At 72.1% G+C, this 15757-nt stretch carries 16 protein-coding genes; 10 read left to right on the plus strand and 6 right to left on the minus strand.

Annotation, left to right across the window (positions count from 1 at the left end; translation table 11 throughout):
* A partial coding sequence (locus MKL01_RS20870) for a DNA translocase FtsK (protein WP_279604770.1) occupies positions 1 to 438 on the plus strand: 438 nt, incomplete at its 5' end.
* Between the two features lie 398 nt (positions 439 to 836).
* Entirely contained in the window at positions 837 to 2363 is a 1527-nt protein-coding gene (gene zwf, locus MKL01_RS20875) for a glucose-6-phosphate dehydrogenase (RefSeq protein ID WP_243907106.1), read from the plus strand.
* A 113-nt stretch (positions 2364 to 2476) separates the two neighbouring features.
* Here zwf and rnhA read toward each other — a convergent pair whose 3' ends face one another.
* The 4 genes from rnhA to MKL01_RS20895 all read right to left on the minus strand — a co-directional run bounded on the left by rnhA (position 2477) and on the right by MKL01_RS20895 (position 6136).
* Positions 2477 to 2950 carry a ribonuclease HI gene (rnhA, locus tag MKL01_RS20880; RefSeq protein WP_243907107.1) on the minus strand — a complete coding sequence of 158 codons (474 nt, stop codon included), beginning with the start codon at positions 2948 to 2950 and terminating at the stop codon, positions 2477 to 2479.
* 7 nt (positions 2951 to 2957) lie between these two features.
* A complete protein-coding gene (locus tag MKL01_RS20885) occupies positions 2958 to 3923 on the minus strand; it encodes a homoserine kinase (protein WP_243907108.1) in 966 nt (321 codons plus the stop codon).
* Positions 3924 to 4130: 207 nt separating this feature from the next.
* Positions 4131 to 5132: a 4-hydroxy-3-methylbut-2-enyl diphosphate reductase gene (gene ispH / locus MKL01_RS20890; protein ID WP_243907109.1), complete on the minus strand. Its 1002-nt coding sequence runs from the start codon at positions 5130 to 5132 to the stop codon at positions 4131 to 4133.
* A gap of 143 nt (positions 5133 to 5275) precedes the next feature.
* Positions 5276 to 6136 (minus strand): C40 family peptidase, encoded by an 861-nt coding sequence (locus MKL01_RS20895; protein WP_243907110.1) that lies wholly within the window; start codon positions 6134 to 6136, stop codon positions 5276 to 5278.
* Positions 6137 to 6427: 291 nt separating this feature from the next.
* On the opposite strand from MKL01_RS20895, the gene MKL01_RS20900 reads away from it, so the two are divergent.
* Positions 6428 to 6769: a hypothetical protein gene (locus tag MKL01_RS20900; RefSeq protein ID WP_243907111.1), complete on the plus strand. Its 342-nt coding sequence runs from the start codon at positions 6428 to 6430 to the stop codon at positions 6767 to 6769.
* Between the two features lie 11 nt (positions 6770 to 6780).
* Here MKL01_RS20900 and MKL01_RS20905 read toward each other — a convergent pair whose 3' ends face one another.
* Positions 6781 to 7467, minus strand: coding sequence for an SDR family oxidoreductase (locus MKL01_RS20905; RefSeq protein WP_243907112.1), 687 nt, complete (start codon positions 7465 to 7467; stop codon positions 6781 to 6783).
* Positions 7468 to 7996: 529 nt separating this feature from the next.
* Between MKL01_RS20905 and MKL01_RS20910 the strand changes: the two genes are divergently transcribed.
* Positions 7997 to 8995, plus strand: a complete 999-nt coding sequence (locus MKL01_RS20910; protein ID WP_243907113.1) for an ABC transporter substrate-binding protein — start codon at positions 7997 to 7999, stop codon at positions 8993 to 8995.
* 213 nt (positions 8996 to 9208) lie between these two features.
* Here the strand turns inward: MKL01_RS20910 and MKL01_RS20915 are convergent, their stop codons facing one another.
* Positions 9209 to 9919 (minus strand): MgtC/SapB family protein, encoded by a 711-nt coding sequence (locus tag MKL01_RS20915; protein WP_243907114.1) that lies wholly within the window; start codon positions 9917 to 9919, stop codon positions 9209 to 9211.
* Positions 9920 to 10152: 233 nt separating this feature from the next.
* Here MKL01_RS20915 and MKL01_RS20920 point away from each other — a divergent pair, with 233 nt between their 5' ends.
* The 6 genes from MKL01_RS20920 to MKL01_RS20945 all read left to right on the plus strand — a co-directional run bounded on the left by MKL01_RS20920 (position 10153) and on the right by MKL01_RS20945 (position 15694).
* Entirely contained in the window at positions 10153 to 11154 is a 1002-nt protein-coding gene (locus tag MKL01_RS20920; RefSeq protein ID WP_243907115.1) for an AAA family ATPase, read from the plus strand.
* Positions 11155 to 11282: 128 nt separating this feature from the next.
* Complete coding sequence (locus MKL01_RS20925; RefSeq protein WP_243907116.1) at positions 11283 to 12140, plus strand: DUF58 domain-containing protein; 858 nt, start codon at positions 11283 to 11285, stop codon at positions 12138 to 12140.
* A gap of 24 nt (positions 12141 to 12164) precedes the next feature.
* A complete protein-coding gene (locus tag MKL01_RS20930; RefSeq protein WP_243907117.1) occupies positions 12165 to 12629 on the plus strand; it encodes a DUF4381 family protein in 465 nt (154 codons plus the stop codon).
* Entirely contained in the window at positions 12626 to 13675 is a 1050-nt protein-coding gene (locus tag MKL01_RS20935) for a VWA domain-containing protein (RefSeq protein WP_409566296.1), read from the plus strand. The genes MKL01_RS20930 and MKL01_RS20935 overlap by 4 nt, the downstream gene beginning before the upstream one ends.
* A 169-nt stretch (positions 13676 to 13844) precedes the next feature.
* Entirely contained in the window at positions 13845 to 14774 is a 930-nt protein-coding gene (locus MKL01_RS20940) for a VWA domain-containing protein (protein WP_243907118.1), read from the plus strand.
* Positions 14774 to 15694 carry a tetratricopeptide repeat protein gene (locus MKL01_RS20945; protein ID WP_243907119.1) on the plus strand — a complete coding sequence of 307 codons (921 nt, stop codon included), beginning with the start codon at positions 14774 to 14776 and terminating at the stop codon, positions 15692 to 15694. The genes MKL01_RS20940 and MKL01_RS20945 overlap by 1 nt, the downstream gene beginning before the upstream one ends.
* The last annotated feature ends 63 nt before the right edge of the window (positions 15695 to 15757 follow it).

Raw genomic sequence — 15757 nt, forward strand, 5'->3', positions numbered from 1 at the left:
GACATGCTGTTCATGGCCGGCGGCGGGCGCACCACCCGGGTGCACGGGCCGTTCTGCTCGGACAGCGAGGTCGAGACCGTGGTCGCCCACCTCAAGCGCCAGGGCCGCCCCAGCTACCTCGACGCCGTCACGGCGGACGACGAGGAGGGCGCCCCCGAGAAGGGCGTCAAGGGCAAGGCCGGCGCGGCGGACCTCGAACTCGACGGCGCGGTGTTCGACCAGGGCTCCTTCGGGGAGGCCGGCGGCGACCTCTACGATCAGGCCGTGCAGGTGGTGCTGCGCGACCAGAAGGCCTCGACCAGCTACATCCAGCGCCGCCTGCAGATCGGCTACAACCGCGCCGCCTCGCTGATGGAGCGCATGGAGATCGAGGGGATCGTCGGCCCGGCCAACCACGCCGGCAAGCGCGAGATCCTGGTGGAGGACGCGGTCGGCTGAGGTCTCTCCCGATCGGGTTGCAACGGTCCTGACGAGGGTCGCCGAGGCTGCGACCTGCCCCTCTCCCGTGCGGGCTCCGATGTTCGCCGATCTCCCTTGGAGCGGGGCTTGAACGGCTCCGCTGCTCTCCCTCCCCCGCAGAGGGGGGAGGGACGGCGCGTGGACGATCTGGATCGCCCGACTCGGCAACCGGACGATGATCCCGAACGCGAAGCGTGCATCCGCCAGCCCGCACGGGAGCGGGGACCCGCGCTTCGTTCGGCACGGCCCCGGCCATCGACCGTGTACGACCCGCTCGGGAACGGCTCCGGGGCCGGCCCACACGGGCCCCGGAACGGGCCCCGCCGCGGCGGGTTGACTGGCCGGTTTGCTGCATCGCAGCCGGACGGGAGGCGGGAATGGCCGAGCCGACGACGACCCTCAAGGACAACGCCGCCTGCGGCACGAAGCCGGCGCCTCCCTGCACCCTGGTGATCTTCGGGGCGGCCGGCGACCTGACCAAGCGCCTGCTGATGCCCTCGCTCTACAACCTCGCGGGCGCCGGGCTCCTGCCCGAGGGTTTTTCCATCCTCGGCGTCGACCACAACGACGGCACCGATGAGGGCCTGCGCGACAGCCTGACCAAGGCCCTGGAGGCGTTCAGCAAGGACCCGACCTCCGAGTTCCACGCCGACCGCATCGACCCCAAGAGCTGGGGCTTCATCCGCGACCGGCTGCATTACCTGAAGGGCGATTTCGAGAAGCCCGAGACCTTCGAGGCCATGGCACAGCAGATCAGCGGCAGCGCGGTGTTCTACTGCGCGGTGGCGGCCCGGTTCTTCGGGACCATCGTGGACGGGCTGGGCCAGGCCGGGCTGCTCAAGCAGGACGGCGACCATTTCCGCCGGGTGGTGATCGAGAAGCCGTTCGGCTCCGACCTCGCCTCGGCCCGGGAGCTCAACGCCCGGATCCTGAAACAGGGCGACGAGAGCCAGTTCTACCGGATCGACCACTTCCTCGGCAAGGAGACCGTCCAGTCGATCATGGCGTTCCGCTTCGCCAACGGGTTGCTGGAGCCGGTCTGGCGGCGCGAATACATCGACAGCGTCCAGATCACGGCCGCCGAGACGGTGGGCGTGGAGGAGCGCGGCAAGTTCTACGAGCCCACCGGTGCGCTGCGCGACATGGTGCCGAACCACATGTTCCAGCTGCTCTGCATGGTCGGCATGGAGCCGCCGAACTCCTTCGACGCCGAGGCGGTGCGCTCGGAGAAGGCCAAGCTCGCCGAAGCGGTCCGGCCGATTCCCCGGGAGGACGCGGTGCGCGGCCAGTACACCGCCGGCACCTCGGAGGGGCGCGACGTCCCGGGCTACCGGGACGAGCCGAACGTGGCCAAGGACTCGGTCACCGAGACCTACATCGCCCTGAAGCTCCACATCGAGAACTGGCGCTGGGCCGGCGTGCCGTTCTACATCCGCACCGGCAAGCGCATGACCGGGCGGCGCACCGAGATCGCGGTGCTGTTCAAGCCGGCCCCGTTCAAGATGTTCGAGGACACCCCCACCGACGATCTCGGACCCACCGTGATGCGGATCCTGATCGATCCCGACCACGGGGTCAGCACCGAGTTCAACGTGAAGGTGCCGGGGCCGCAGATGAAGATCGGGCGGGTGCGCTCGGGCTTCCGCTACAAGGACTTCTTCGCCGACCGGCCGAATGTCGGCTACGAGACGCTGCTGTACGATTGCATGATCGGCGACGCGACCCTGTTCCAGCGGGCCGACAACATCGAGGCCGGCTGGGCCGCGGTGGATCCGCTGCTGCAGGGCTGGCCGCAGAAGGACGTGGCCTTCTATCCGGCCGGAAGCGCCGGCCCGAAAGAGGCGGACGAGCTCCTGGCCCGGGACGGGCGGCACTGGCTGGGGCTCGACGGGGAGACGGATTGAGGAGCCCGTACGGCCACATCGCGTATGATGTGGTCAGTGCTGTCCTTGGCTCTGCCATGGCTGCGGAAGCGGGGATAATCCCGATCGCTTCCTGCAGGCGACCGGATCCGCGCTCACCGCCGCTTGAACGGCAGCATCGCGGCCACCGCCAGGGCGTCGACCCGGTTGTTGAGCGGGTCGCTGGCGTGACCCTTGACCCAGTGCCACGCCACCTCGTGGCGGTCCCGGGCGGCGTCGATCCGGCGCCAGAGATCCTCGTTCTTCACGGGCTTCTTGTCGGCGGTGCGCCAGCCCCGGGCCTTCCAGTTGTGGATCCAGCTGATGATGCCCTGGCGCAGGTACTGCGAGTCCGTGAACAGGTCGACCCGGCAGGGGCGCTTCAGCGCCTCCAGGGATTCGATCGCCGCCAGGATCTCCATGCGGTTGTTGGTGGTGTGGGCCTCGCCGCCGGAGAGTTCCTTCCGGCTGTCGCCGAAGATCAGGATCGCGCCCCAGCCGCCGGGCCCCGGATTCCCCGAACAGGCCCCGTCCGTGTAGATCTTGACCCGCGTCGGTTCGGCGGCGGCTTCGGTCGTCTCGGTGCTCATCCGGCTCTCAACCCTGCCGTCCGTAATCCCGCGCGTCCCGCGCCTGCCGGTGGAAGGTGAGCCGGCGATCGAATTCCCGCGGGTCCTTCGGCTTCACCAGGGCGCCCGGCGGCACGTTCAGCCAGTCGACCAGCCGGGTCAGCATGAAGCGGAGCGCCGCCCCCCGGCACAGGATCGGCAGGGCCGAGACCTCGGCGGGCTCCAGGGGCCGCACGGCCTCGTAGCCGGCGATCAGCGCCGCCGCCATGTCCCGGTGGAAGGCGCCGTCGACCGAGAAGCACCACGCGTTGAGGCAGACCGCGAGGTCGTACGCGAAGGCGTCCGTGCAGGCGAAGTAGAAGTCGATCAGGCCCGACAGGGCATCGCCGATGAAGAACACGTTGTCGGTGAAGAGATCCGCGTGGATCACGCCGCCCGGCAGGTTCCGGGGCCAGTGCACCTCCAGGACGGCGAGGTCGGCGCGGGTCCGCTCGGCGAGGCCGGGCGCCACCGAGTCGGCCTGGGCCTCGGCCTGTGCGAAGAGCGGCCGCCAGGAGGCGACCGAGAGGCTGTTCTCCCGCACCATCGCGAAGTCGCGGCCGGCGGCGTGCAGGGCGGCGAGCGCCCGGCCGAGCTCGCGGCAATGCTCCACGCCCGGCGCCTTGACCGAGACGCCCTCCAGGAAGCTGACGATGGCGGCGGGCCGGCCGCACAGGCGCCCGAGCGCCGTGCCGGCCCGGTCGCGCACCGGCTGCGGGCAGGCGAGGCCCCGGGCCGAGAGGTGCTCCATCAGCCCGATGAAGAACGGCAGGTCCGCCTCGCGCACCCGCTTCTCGTAGAGGGTCAGGATGTAGGCGCCGTCGGTGGTGTGCAGGAAGAAGTTCGAGTTCTCGACGCCCTCGGCGATGCCCTTGTAGGAGAGCAGGCCGCCGATCGCGTAGGCGGACAGGAACTCGGCGAGCGCCGCGTCGGATACCTCGGTGTAGACGGCCACGTGTTCGCGCTCGGGTTGGGACTTTTGGGAGGGGCGAGCCGTCCCACCCGCCACCTCATCCTGAGGTGCCGGAGCGCAGCGGAGGCCTCGAAGGAGGGCTCCAGGGATCGGGACGCCGTCTGGAGGCCTCCTTCGAGGCCCGCTCACGCGGGCACCTCAGGATGAGGTGGCGGGTGGGATAAGCCTTCTGAGACGTCCGGAAACCGCCTACTCGGCGGCCTCGCTGCGCAGCTCCCGCGGCAGCGGGAAGACCATGTCCTCGATCACCGTCGAGACCGTGTCGACCAGGACGTCGTAGCGGGCCGCGAAGGCGTCGATGATCTCCTCCACCAGCACCTCGGGGGCCGAGGCGCCGGCGGTGAGGCCGAGCCTGCGGATGCCCTCGAAGGCCGGCCAGTCGATCTCCTCGGCGCGGAGCACCAGGCGGGTGATCGGGCAGCCGACCCGCTCGGCGACCTCGCGCAGGCGCTGGGAGTTCGAGGAGTTCGAGGAGCCGACCACGATCAGCGCGTCCACCAGCGGCGCCACCTGCTTCACCGCCTCCTGGCGGTTGGTGGTGGCGTAGCAGATGTCGTCCTTGTGGGGCCCGGTGATGGTGGGGAATTTCTGCTTGAGGGCCTCGACGATGTGCCGGGTGTCGTCCACCGACAGGGTCGTCTGCGTCACCCAGGCGAGGTTGTTGGGGTTGTCGGGGGTCAGGGCGGCGATCTGGTCGAGGTCCTCCACCAGGGTGATCGAGCCCTTGGGCAGCTGGCCCATGGTGCCGACCACCTCCGGATGGCCGGAATGGCCGACCAGCAGCACGTGACGGCCGCGCTTGTGGTGGATCTCGGCCTCGCGGTGGACCTTGGTCACCAGCGGGCAGGTGGCGTCGATGGTGGTGAGCCCGCGCGAATCGGCGTTGGCCGGCACCGTCTTGGCGACGCCGTGGGCGGAGAAGATCACCGGGGCGCCGCCGTCCGGCACCTCGTCGAGCTCGCGCACGAACACCGCGCCCTTCCGCTTCAGGCTCTCGACCACGTACTTGTTGTGCACGATCTCGTGCCGGACGTAGACGGGCGGCCCGTAGATGGCGAGCGCCCGTTCCACCACGTCGATGGCCCGCACCACGCCGGCGCAGAAGCCCCGGGGGGCACAGAGAAGGATCTCCAGCGGCGGCTTGCCGGTGGTGCCCTCGACGGGCTCGGGAGTCGCGATATCGACGGTCATGGGGGCGATGTGGCGAGGGCGGGGCTGTCCTGTCAACAGGAGTCGCCCACGAACCGGGCGGGAAGAGGGACGCGGGCCGGCTCTGTAGCACGATTGCCGCGGGCGTCGGAACCGCGTCGAGGCGGGCATCGGCCGCGCGTCGCTCAGAGGCGCCGGAGGCCGGTAACCGCGCCGAAGCTGTGCGCCCGGATCCGGGCGACCGCCTCGGCCAGCGGCTCCGCCGCCACGGCCATGTGGTGGCCGTTGGCGTGGATCAGCGTCTCGGCGTCGAGCATCAGCCCGACATGGCCGCGCCAGAACACGAGGTCGCCCCGGCGCAGGCCGGCGAGGTCCGGGCCTGCGCGGTCGAGCGGCAGCGGCCGGCCAAGCGCCTGCTCCTGCATGTCCGCATCGCGCGGGCAGGGCAGGCCGGCGGCGTCGAGGCAGAGCTGCACGAGGCCCGAGCAGTCGAGCCCGAGGCTGGTGCGGCCGCCCCAGAGATAGGGCGTGCCCAGGAGGCGCGCGGCCGTGGCGGCGTGATCCGGTTCGCGGGCGGTCACCGGGGCGCAGTGGCGGGCGAACACGTAGCCGCCGGGGGTCTCCAGGTACGCCCCCGCCGCGCCGGTCGCCACGAGGCCCGCGCCGAGGCTCAGATGGGCGAGGACCGGCCGCTTCAGATCCGGCTCGGGATACAGGAAGGTGCGCAGGGCGGTGACCCGGTGCGTCGGCTCCGGATCGGCCGGTCCGAGGCAACCGGCGGGCAGGTAGCCGACATAGCCGTCGCGGGCGAGCTGCACGAAGGCGAACCCCTCCGCCTCGTCGTACAGGTCGACGGCGTCGCCGAGCAGCGCCTCGGTGTCGAGCCCCGCCTCCGGGGACGGTTCCCGTCGCAGGGGCGCCGAGGGAACCGCGACCCGGCGGGGCGTGCCGGCCACGTAGCGCGCGGCGGTGACCCGGTCGCGCAGGCGCAGGTCGGCGATATCGGGGCGGGCCGGCGTGAGCCGGGGATCGAGCATTCCGGTCATGGGGGGTCCTTACCACGCCGGGGCTTGCGCCTTCGCGTACGTCGCCGGACGCGGGGCCGTCCGGCCGCCGCCATCCGCCGAATGCGCCCTTATGCCGCAGCCCCGGCGGGCCCGACGGGGAGCCGCCCCGGCGATTGCCCGCCTGCGCGACAGCACCGACGCCGGCCTGCCCAATCCTGCATCAACCGCCCGTCCGGCCTGTGCCCGGCCCGCGCACAAAGCCGTTTTGATGCACTGCACAACCGGCCCGGAAGGCGCTATGTTGGTGGGATGAAGACTGCGAGTCGCCCCGTGAAGAAGACGCAGAAGAGCTTCGCCGACCTGCCGCCGATCCGCGTGCGCCGCGAGCCGCCGACCGTGACCGAGGCGGTCGCCGCCGCCCAGGATCTCGCCGACGACGTCGAGCAGCAGGTCGAGATCGCCGCCGGCCTCATGGGCCTGCCGGCCGACGAGGTCCGCCCGCACGTCCTGGCCGCCAAGGCGGCCAAGCCGGCCCGGGCGGAGCGCGCGTCTGAGCGGATCCTGACCTACGCGAGCCCGAGCCGGGCGCCGCGCACCGTGGTGGTCGAGCGGCGCACCCGCCCGACCGTCGTGATCGAGCGCCGCACCCGCCCCCTCGATCCGCGGCGCTGACGGATCCGGCCCTACCAGGGCAGCGTCTCGCCCCGATAGTCGAGGTAGTGGGCACCCGGCCGGCCGAGCTGGGCCGTGACCACGTCGGCGAGGCCGGTGACGCTGGTGGCCACGTCGATATCGGCCCCTGCGCCGCCCATGTCGGTGCGGACCCAGCCCGGGTGCAGGATCAGCACCGAGACGGCCTCGGCCCGATGCCGGATCTCGAAGCTGCGCGCCAGGGTGTTCAGCGCCGCCTTGCTGGCGCGATAGGTCTCCCAGTCGCCCGTGTCGTTCAGGCTGACGCTGCCGAGGATCGAACTCATCAGGGCGACGCTGCCGCCGGGCGCGAGGCGATCGAGGAAGGTCTCGGCGAAGCGGATCGGGCTGACCGCATTGGTGAGATAGACCTGCGCGGCGACCTCCCGCGGCACCGCGTGCAGCGGGTCGTGCGCCCGCGTGGCGACACCCGCCACCACGAAGATCAGGTCGAAGCGCTGGTCCGCCAAACCGTCGTGAAGGGCCGCGACGCCGGCATCGTCGTCGATATCGGCGGTCTCGACACGCAGGGATCTGGCGTCGAGGCGGGCGAGGTCGGGCGACGGGGTGCGCTGGGTCGCGGTGACGCGCCAGCCGCGCGCCAGAAACGTCTCGACGAGGCCGAGCCCCAGGCCACGCGAGGCTCCGACGATCAGCGCGTTCTTCTGGGATTGGGTCATGCAGGGTCTCCGGGTACCGACCCGATAAGGTGTGATCGGGTGCGGAGGTTGCGCAACCGGCGTGGAGGTTCGAACGCAGTCAGCGCGCCTGAACGACGGTCCGCGTCGGGCGGCTTTCGGCTTGTCCGCTTCCGAAGGCCGGATGCATCGAAGCGGACATGGGGGGCGGGCCTCCTCACGACCCAGTCCTGTAAGCCGGACACGTCCGCTTGCAGGCTTCTGAGGGGGTGCGCCTTCAGAGCAGATCGGTTTAACTTCCGCTAATCCATCTTGATCGGGCTTGAAATAAAACGGTCATCGCCTCTCAATACGATTGCAGCCACCACACTACTTCTGCTCATAAAGGCTGCGATGCTGCCGCATTCGAACCGAAGCTTTGCTTGTCTTTACAAATCAAACCATCTTGACGAAATCAATGCCGCCCGCGAGCATTGATTTCGCATTGAACCGCGGCAGCGTCGGCTGCCCCTGACACGCGCAGCAAAGGGGTGATGGAATGCACCGCTTACGGATCCGGAGCCGGCCTTATGTGGGCAGCCGCGTGAGCAGCCTCCGCGTCATCTTAGCGCTGCTTTGTGCGGCGCCGCTCATTGGATCTCCGGCCCTTGCACAAAGGCAAGATACGCCAACGATCGGAGTCCTTTGGCACGCGGCCACGCCTCAAGAAGAAGCAATCTATGCCGAACCCATGAGACAAGGCTTTGCCGATCTCGGGTACGTCGAGAACCGCGACTACAAATTAATAGAGACTTATGCAGCCGAGAAGTACGAAAATTTTGCGGCCAACACCGACCGATTGATCAAGGCTAAGGTCGATGTCATCATAGCGGTTACAGGACCTGCGGCGACGGCTGCCCAGCGCGCCACATCGACCATACCCATCGTGTTCCTCGTCGTGCCCGATCCCGTCGGTCGTGGCATGGCCAAGAGCCTTTCGCGCCCCGGTGGAAATCTGACGGGTCTGTCCACGGCAGCCGTCGAGCTGAGTTCGAAGCGCCTTGAGCAATTGAAGGCTGCGATACCGGACTTGAAGCGGGTCGGCTTGTTCGTGAACCCGAAAGATCCGTCCATGAGTCGGGCTGTCGAGGACCGAACGAGATCGACTGCTCGAAATCACGGTGTCTCTATCGAAGTGACGCAGATCGATTCTGCGCAAGACCTGAGCGGAGCTTTCGAAACTATAAAAACCAACTCCATACCGGCTATCGTTTTCATGCAAGATCCGCTGTTTTTTAACGAGCGCAAACAGATCGCGAAACTCGGTCTGTCCAATCGTGTCGCCACAATGGTGGCGAACGGCCTCATGGTCAGGGAGGGGTGCCTGATCTCTTATGGCCCCAACTTTCCAGCACAATTTCGACGGGTCGCATCCTTCGTCGACAAGATCCTCAAGGGGCATAGGCCAGCCGAGATACCCATCGAGGAGCCTACACGCCTGGAGCTTGTCCTCAACTTGAAGACGGCCGAAGCCCTCGGTCTCGCGATCCCCGCCGCTCTTTTGGCGCAGGCGGACGAGGTGATCGACTGAACTTATCCTGGACGTGGCCCGCATCCGCCTTGAGCGAAGAGCCGAATGTCAGCTTCGGGGTGGCCATCGGCCGGCAACTTACACCCCCGGTCTGGGGTTGCTGGACGGCCGATGGCTGCTTCCGGGAAGCGCCATCGGTCGCGGGTACGGCCGTGACGGGTCGCAAGCAGCCCCGATACGGCCAAGCGGACCGGGCGTTGCCCCCCGAAGCGATCAGTCGGCGGTCTGGATCGACCAGGTGGCGTGGCGGATGCCCGGGGCGCGGGCGAGGTCGGCCGTGACCGCGTCGAGTTCCTCCGCCTTCACGGCGCTCGCCGTCAGGGTCGCCACCACGTTCACCGCGCTCTCGCCCCGCTCCTCCACCTCCACGTTGCTCACCGGATAGTTCGCCGCCTCCAGGCGCTCCACCAGCAGGTCCTGGGCGGGCCCGGCCTCGCCCGGGGCCGTGGTCACCTGGACCTCGTAGGTCGCCTCGGTGGCGGATTCGCGGATCGGCGCGCGGTTGATGGCGTTCACCAGCGGCCGCAGGGCCGTGTTGCAGGCGAGCACGGTGAGCATCACCAGCACGGCCTCGAAGGGGAGGTCGGCGCCGCAGAACGCGCCGACGGCGGCCGAGCACCACAGGGTCGCGGCCGTGTTGAGGCCGCGGACGTTCATGCCCTCCTTCATGATCACGCCGGCGCCGAGGAAGCCGATGCCGGAGATCACGTAGGCGACCGTGCGGGTGCCGCCCTCCGGTCCGGTCAGGCGCATGCCGAGGTCGACGAACGCGCAGGCGCCGACCGCCACCAGCACCGCCGTGCGCAGGCCCGCGGTGCGCTGCCGGTACTGGCGCTCGGCTCCGATCGCCGTGCCCAGCACGAAGGCGATGAGCAGGCCGAGGGCGGATCTGAGCTCTTCGGGAAGGGACGCGTAGCTGGTCATCCGCCGTCTCTTGAAAGCCGGGAGGTGACGAAACCGTGACACCATGGCCCGGCCCGGGCCCGAAAGGCCATCCGGAGCGGGATTGACGGCCGCACCGGCCAGCGGGCACACGGATGAGAGCCTGAGGATCCCTTAAGAATCCGGGACCCGGCCGAGGAGACGTGCAGGATGCAGCACACGGCCCAGGATACGGCCCGAGCGGCGGCTTCGCTCCGCGCCGGATGCGTCGCCGCATGAGCGACGCCCTCGCCGAACGCCGGCCCGACATCGTCCCGGACGATGGCCTGCACGGCCGCGTCATGGCGCTCCGCGAGGGGCTGGAGCGCGGCCTGATCGGCAGCGCCGGCCTGGTCGAGCGCCTGCTGATCGGGCTCCTCACCGGGGGACACCTGCTCATCGAGGGCGCGCCGGGGCTCGCCAAGACCCGCGCGGTCAAGCGGCTGGCCGACGGCCTCGACGGCTCCTTCGCGCGCATCCAGTGCACCCCGGACCTGATGCCGGCGGATCTGACCGGCACCACCGTCTGGCGTCAGGACAGCGGCACCTTCGAGTTCCTGCCGGGCCCCCTGTTCCACGCCCTCGTGCTGGTCGACGAGGTCAACCGCGCCCCCCCGAAGGTGCAGTCGGCCCTGCTCGAATCGATGGCCGAGGGGCAGGTGACGGTCTCGGGGACCACGCACCGCCTGTCCGACCCGTTCATGGTGGTGGCGACCCAGAACCCGATCGAGCATGCCGGGACCTTCCCGCTGCCCGAGGCGCAGCTCGACCGCTTCCTCCTGCACGTCGTGGTCGACATGCCCGACGAGGCCACCGAGCGGGCGATCCTCGACCTCGTGGAGGGCGAGATCACCCATCACGTCGACGCGATGACCATGCGCCTGTCGCTCGCCGACGTGCGCGCCGCCCGGGAGGCGGCGCTCGCCACCTACGTGTCGCCGGCCCTCAAGGACTACCTCGTCCGGCTGGTGGCGGCGACCCGCACCGACGCGGCCGCCCCCGACCTGCGCGCCCTGATCGAGCACCCGGCCTCGCCGCGGGGCACCCTGGCGCTGATGATGGCCGGCAAGGCCCGGGCCTGGCTGCGGGGGCGCGACCACGTCGTCCCCGAGGACGTCACGGAACTCGCCCGGGACGCCCTCTCCCACCGGATCGGCCTGACCTGGCGGGCGGCCGCCGAGGGCCGGACCGCCCGGGGGCTGGTCGGCGAGCTGGTGCAGCGGGTGCGGGCGCTCTGAGCGTGTTCGGGTTCGCGCGACGCATATTCCCTCCCCCCTCTGCGGGGGAGGGTCCCCTGCCCAGCAGGGGGGGAGAGGGGAGCGCCCAGTCCCAACAGGACGGCATCCACCTCTCGGGCGAGGCGCTGATGGGCCTGCGCCACCTCGCCCGGCGGGGCGCGGCCCCGGCGACCCGGACGCTCGCGGGCCTGCCCGGCGGGATCGTCACCCGCCGCCGCGGGCGCGGCTCCGAGCCCGAGGACGTCCGGCTCTGGTCCGAGGGCGACGACCGGCGCTTCATCGACCGCAACGCCACCGCCCGGACCGGGCAGCTGCATGTCCGCACCCACCACGACGAGCGCGACCGCGCCGTGGTGCTGCTCGCCGATTTCCGGCCCTCGATGCTGTTCGGGACCCGCCGGACCCTGCGCTCCGTGGCGGCCGCCGAGTCCCTGGCGCTGCTCGGCTGGCGGGTCGCCGCCGATGGCGGCCGGGTCGGCCTCGCGGTGGCCTCCGCCGGGGCGCCGACCGTGCTGCGGCCGACCGGCGGCGAGCGCGCCATGATCGCGGTGACCGGCGCCCTGGCGCAGGCCCACGCGGATGCCCTCGCGGCGGGATCGCCGGGCCATCCGGAGCCGCCGCTGGAGGCGACGCTCGGCCTCGCCCGCGGCCTGCTGCCCGCCGGCGGCCACCTCGTCATCGCCAGCGCCCTGGACGATCCCGGCCCGGGCTTCGACGAACTCCTGACGCTGCTCGCCGAGCGGATCGCCATCCGGCTGATCCTGGTGAGCGACGCCTTCGAGCGGGCCCGGCCGCCGGGCTACTACCCCTTCGCCCTCGCGGACGGGCGCCGCGGCATCGCGCTTCCGGCGGCGCTGCCCACCCGGCCGGCCGAGGCGCGGCTCGCCGACTACGCCCGCCGCGGCATGGCGGGCGTGCGCCTCGACGTCGAGGCCGGCCCGGAGGCCTACGCGCCGCTGATGGAGCGCCTCGATGCGGTGCTGTGAGCCCCAACCGCACGGGTCGCCGCGATGACGCCCGCCGAGACTCCGCTCACCCTCGACCAGCTCCGCGGCCTGCACCTGCCCGGCGGGGCCGCGGGCGCCGTGCAGGGCGAGATCGTGGCGGCCGCGGCCCTGGGCTTCCTCGCCGCCCTGCTGGTGGGGCTGGTGCGCTACGGGCGCGGCCGGGCGCGGGCCGGCCTCCGCCGGGTGGCGCTCGCCGAACTCGCCCGCAGCCGCGGCCTCGACCCGGAGGCGCGCCTCGTGGCCCAGGCCCGCCTGCTGCGCCGCCTCGGCCGGACGCTCGGCGGCGAGGCCGAGGCCCGGGCCACGGGGGCCGACTGGGCCGGCCGCCTGGATGCCCGGTTCGGCACCGACTTCTTCACCCGGGGCGCCGGCCGGATCCTGGCCGACGGGCTGTACCGCCGGCACGAGCCCGACCTCGACGCCCTGGACGCCGAGCTCGGCCGCCTGATCGGGCGGCTGCGGTCATGAGCGCGCTCCTGAGCGGCGTCCTGCCCGCGTGGCTCAGCGCGCTCCTGTCGGCCTTCGACCTGGCCGCCCCCTGGGCCCTCGTGGCCCTGCCGCTGCCGCTGCTGGCGGCGCGCCTGATCCCCGCGGAGCCCGAGGGCGGCAGCGGCGCGCTGCGCGTGCCCGGCACCCTGGTGGGCGGGGCGCGCTCCGGCGCCGACCTCGCGGCCCGCGGCCGGCGCCGGGCTGCCCTCGCCTGGACGCTGTGGATCGCCCTGGTGGCGGCGCTCAGCGGTCCGCGCCTCGTCCTGCCGGCCGCCGCGCTCCCGGCCTCGGGCCGCGAGATCATGATCGCCATGGACCTGTCCGGATCGATGGAGCGGCGCGACTTCGCCCTCGACGGCGAGACCGTGACCCGGCTCGCCGCGGTGAAGCGCGTCGGCGCCGACTTCATCCGGCGCCGGGCCGGGGACCGGATCGGCCTCGTGATCTTCGCCGACCAAGCCTACGTGGCGGCGGCGCCGAGCTTCGACACCGCGGCGGTCGCCCGGGCGCTGGACGAGGCCGCGATCGGCATCAGCGGCCGCTCCACGGGCATCGGCGACGGCCTCGGGCTCGCCCTGCGGCGCCTGGACCCCCGGGACGCGGGCGGCGGTGCGGTCGCCGACGCCGCCGCCGGGGGCAGGGCCGCCAAGGCCGTGATTCTGCTCTCGGACGGCGCCAACAATGCCGGCCAGACCGCCCCCAAGGACGTGGCGGAGCTCGCCAAGACGCTGGGCATCAAGGTCTACACGATCGCGCTCGGCCCCCGGGACATGGCCGACGCCGACGGCGAGCAGGACGTGGTCGATACCGAGACCCTGCGGGACATGGCGCAGGCGAGCGGCGGCGCGGCGTTCCGGGTGCGCACCACGGACGATCTCGTCCGGGTCGCCGACGCCATCGACCGGCTGGAGGGCGGCCGCGCCCTGGCCCCGCCCCTGCCCCTGCGCCGGGACCTCTGGCCCTGGCCGGCGGCCCTGGCGTTCCTGGGCGCCGCCCTGCTGCTGGCCAGCCGGAGGGGCGCGTGATGGTTCGAGACCGCGCCCGTCCAACCCATCCCCTCATCCTGAGGTGCGAGCGCAGCGAGCCTCGAAGGAGCGCTCCAGCCAGCCTCGCGATTCCTGGAGGGCTCCTTCGAGGCCTGCGCTGTGCTCCGGCACCTCAGGATGAGGGGGTTTGGGTGGGGGGACTCGCCCGATGAGCGCCCTCGACGCCTTCGCGCTCCTGCGCCCCTGGTGGTTCCTGGCGATCCCGGTCGTCGCCCTGCTGACGCTCCGGGCCGCGTCGCGCTCGGCGCCGCTCGGCGACTGGGCCCGGGCGGTGGACCCGGCGCTGATGGACCACCTCGGCCGCGCCGGCGCGGTGCTGGGCGGACGGCGGCAGGCGAACCTCGCGGCGGCGCTGGCGGCCGGGCTGATCGCCCTCGCGCTGACCGGACCCGCCGTGGAACGGATGGACGGGCGGACCTTCCGCAACCTCGACGAGACCGTGATCGTCCTCGACCTGTCCCGCTCGGTCACCGAGGGCGGCAGCCTCCTGGGCGTCCGGCAGGCCGCCGCCGCCGTCGCCGAGGCCGCCGGGACCCGGGCCGTCGCCCTGGTGGTCTACGCGGGCGACGCCTACCTCGCCGCCTCCCCCACCACCGACCGCGACAGCCTCGGCACCACCCTGTTCGCCCTCGATTCCGATACGGTGCCCGACCGCGGCTCCCATCCCGAGCGCGGGCTGGCGCTCGCCCGCCGCACCCTGGCGGAGGCCGACGTGGTGGCGGCCGACGTGGTGCTGATCAGCGACGGCGACGGCGTCGGCGAGGCCGCCACCCGCGAGGCCCGGGCCATCGCCCAGCAGGGCTGGCGCCTGCAGGCCCTGTTCGTCCCCGCCGACAAGCCGCTCCCGCCCACTGCGCCGAAGCCCGACCGGGCGGCCCTCGACGCCCTCGCCCGGGCCGGCGGCGGCACCGTGGCCGACATCGCGACCCCCGGACCGGTGCTCGACGCGGTCGGCGCCGGCCTCGCCGCGCACCTCGCGGCGGGCGGCTACGGGGTGCTGGCCTACGCGGATCTCGGCCGCTGGCTGCTGCTGCTCGCGGCGCTGCCGGCCCTCGTCCTGTTCCGCAGGAGCGCGTGATGCGGCTGACCCTTCCCGATACGGGCTTCGCCGCCCCGCTCCGCGCCGGCCTGCCGCCGCGCTGGCGGCGCCTCGCCCGGATCGCGGGCCTCGGGCTGGCGGGGACGGGCCTGCTGGCGCTGCTGGCCGTCTCGCAGCCCCGCACCGGATTCGGGCGGCTGCTGATGGGCCTCGGCCTGCCGGGCCTCGCCGCCGACCTCATCGCGGATCCGGCCTGGCGCGGCGCCGCGCTCTACGAGGCCGGCCGCTACGGCGAGGCGATCGCCCTGTTCCGCAGCGGCGGCCGGCGGGCGAGCTACAATCTCGGCAACGCCCTGGCGCGGTCGGGCGACCTCGACGGCGCCCTCGCCGCCTACGACGAGGCCCTGCGCTTCAACCCCCGCGACGCCGACGCCCAGGCCAACCGCTCGCTGATCGCCCGGCTGCAGGCCGAGGTGATCGACCGCGGCCCCGGCGGCGGCATCGCCAACGGCACCGGCCAGTACGGCGCCCGCTACAACAACACCGCCAATCAGGACCAGAACAACGACATCAACGCCGCCTCCAGCGGCGAGGGGCTCGCCGGCAACAAGGAATCCAACGCCAGCGCCTCGCTGCCGGGCAACAGCAAGGTCGCCCGCCGCGGCAAGGCCGAACAGCAATCGATCGACACCGGCAAGGGCCAGGCCCGGGGCTCGGCGGGCGACGCCGCCGGCCGCGGCCGGACCGGGGGCGGCTCCGCCATGGTGGCGGAGGCGCCCGAGCGGGAGGTCCGCCGGGTGACCAAGAGCTTCGAGGCCCACGAGATCCGCCCGGACCGGCTCTGGCTCCAGACCCTGCCGGACGATCCCGGCCGCTACCTCAAGCTGCGCCTGCGCGCCGAGCAGACCCGCCGGGTCGAGGCCGGCACCGCGATTCCCGCCGGGAGCAACCCGTGGTGATTCTTTTGAGTCTTCCGCGATGCGCGATTGCCCTCCCCCCTCTGCGGGGGAGGGTGGCCCCCG

The sequence above is a fragment of the Methylobacterium sp. J-070 genome (assembly GCF_022829385.1).
In the GTDB taxonomy this organism is placed as follows: domain Bacteria; phylum Pseudomonadota; class Alphaproteobacteria; order Rhizobiales; family Beijerinckiaceae; genus Methylobacterium.

Excerpts from the sequence above, each read along its gene's own strand:
- zwf (WP_243907106.1), top strand. The coding sequence starts at position 837 with ATGGCCGAGCCGACGACGACCCTCAAGGACAACGCCGCCTGCGGCACG.
- rnhA (WP_243907107.1), bottom strand. The coding sequence starts at position 2,950 with ATGAGCACCGAGACGACCGAAGCCGCCGCCGAACCGACGCGGGTCAAG.
- ispH (WP_243907109.1), bottom strand. The coding sequence starts at position 5,132 with ATGACCGTCGATATCGCGACTCCCGAGCCCGTCGAGGGCACCACCGGC.
- MKL01_RS20895 (WP_243907110.1), bottom strand. The coding sequence starts at position 6,136 with ATGACCGGAATGCTCGATCCCCGGCTCACGCCGGCCCGCCCCGATATC.
- MKL01_RS20905 (WP_243907112.1), bottom strand. The coding sequence starts at position 7,467 with ATGACCCAATCCCAGAAGAACGCGCTGATCGTCGGAGCCTCGCGTGGC.
- MKL01_RS20915 (WP_243907114.1), bottom strand. The coding sequence starts at position 9,919 with ATGACCAGCTACGCGTCCCTTCCCGAAGAGCTCAGATCCGCCCTCGGC.
- MKL01_RS20920 (WP_243907115.1), top strand. The coding sequence starts at position 10,153 with ATGAGCGACGCCCTCGCCGAACGCCGGCCCGACATCGTCCCGGACGAT.
- MKL01_RS20925 (WP_243907116.1), top strand. The coding sequence starts at position 11,283 with ATGGGCCTGCGCCACCTCGCCCGGCGGGGCGCGGCCCCGGCGACCCGG.
- MKL01_RS20930 (WP_243907117.1), top strand. The coding sequence starts at position 12,165 with ATGACGCCCGCCGAGACTCCGCTCACCCTCGACCAGCTCCGCGGCCTG.
- MKL01_RS20935 (WP_409566296.1), top strand. The coding sequence starts at position 12,626 with ATGAGCGCGCTCCTGAGCGGCGTCCTGCCCGCGTGGCTCAGCGCGCTC.
- MKL01_RS20940 (WP_243907118.1), top strand. The coding sequence starts at position 13,845 with ATGAGCGCCCTCGACGCCTTCGCGCTCCTGCGCCCCTGGTGGTTCCTG.
- MKL01_RS20945 (WP_243907119.1), top strand. The coding sequence starts at position 14,774 with ATGCGGCTGACCCTTCCCGATACGGGCTTCGCCGCCCCGCTCCGCGCC.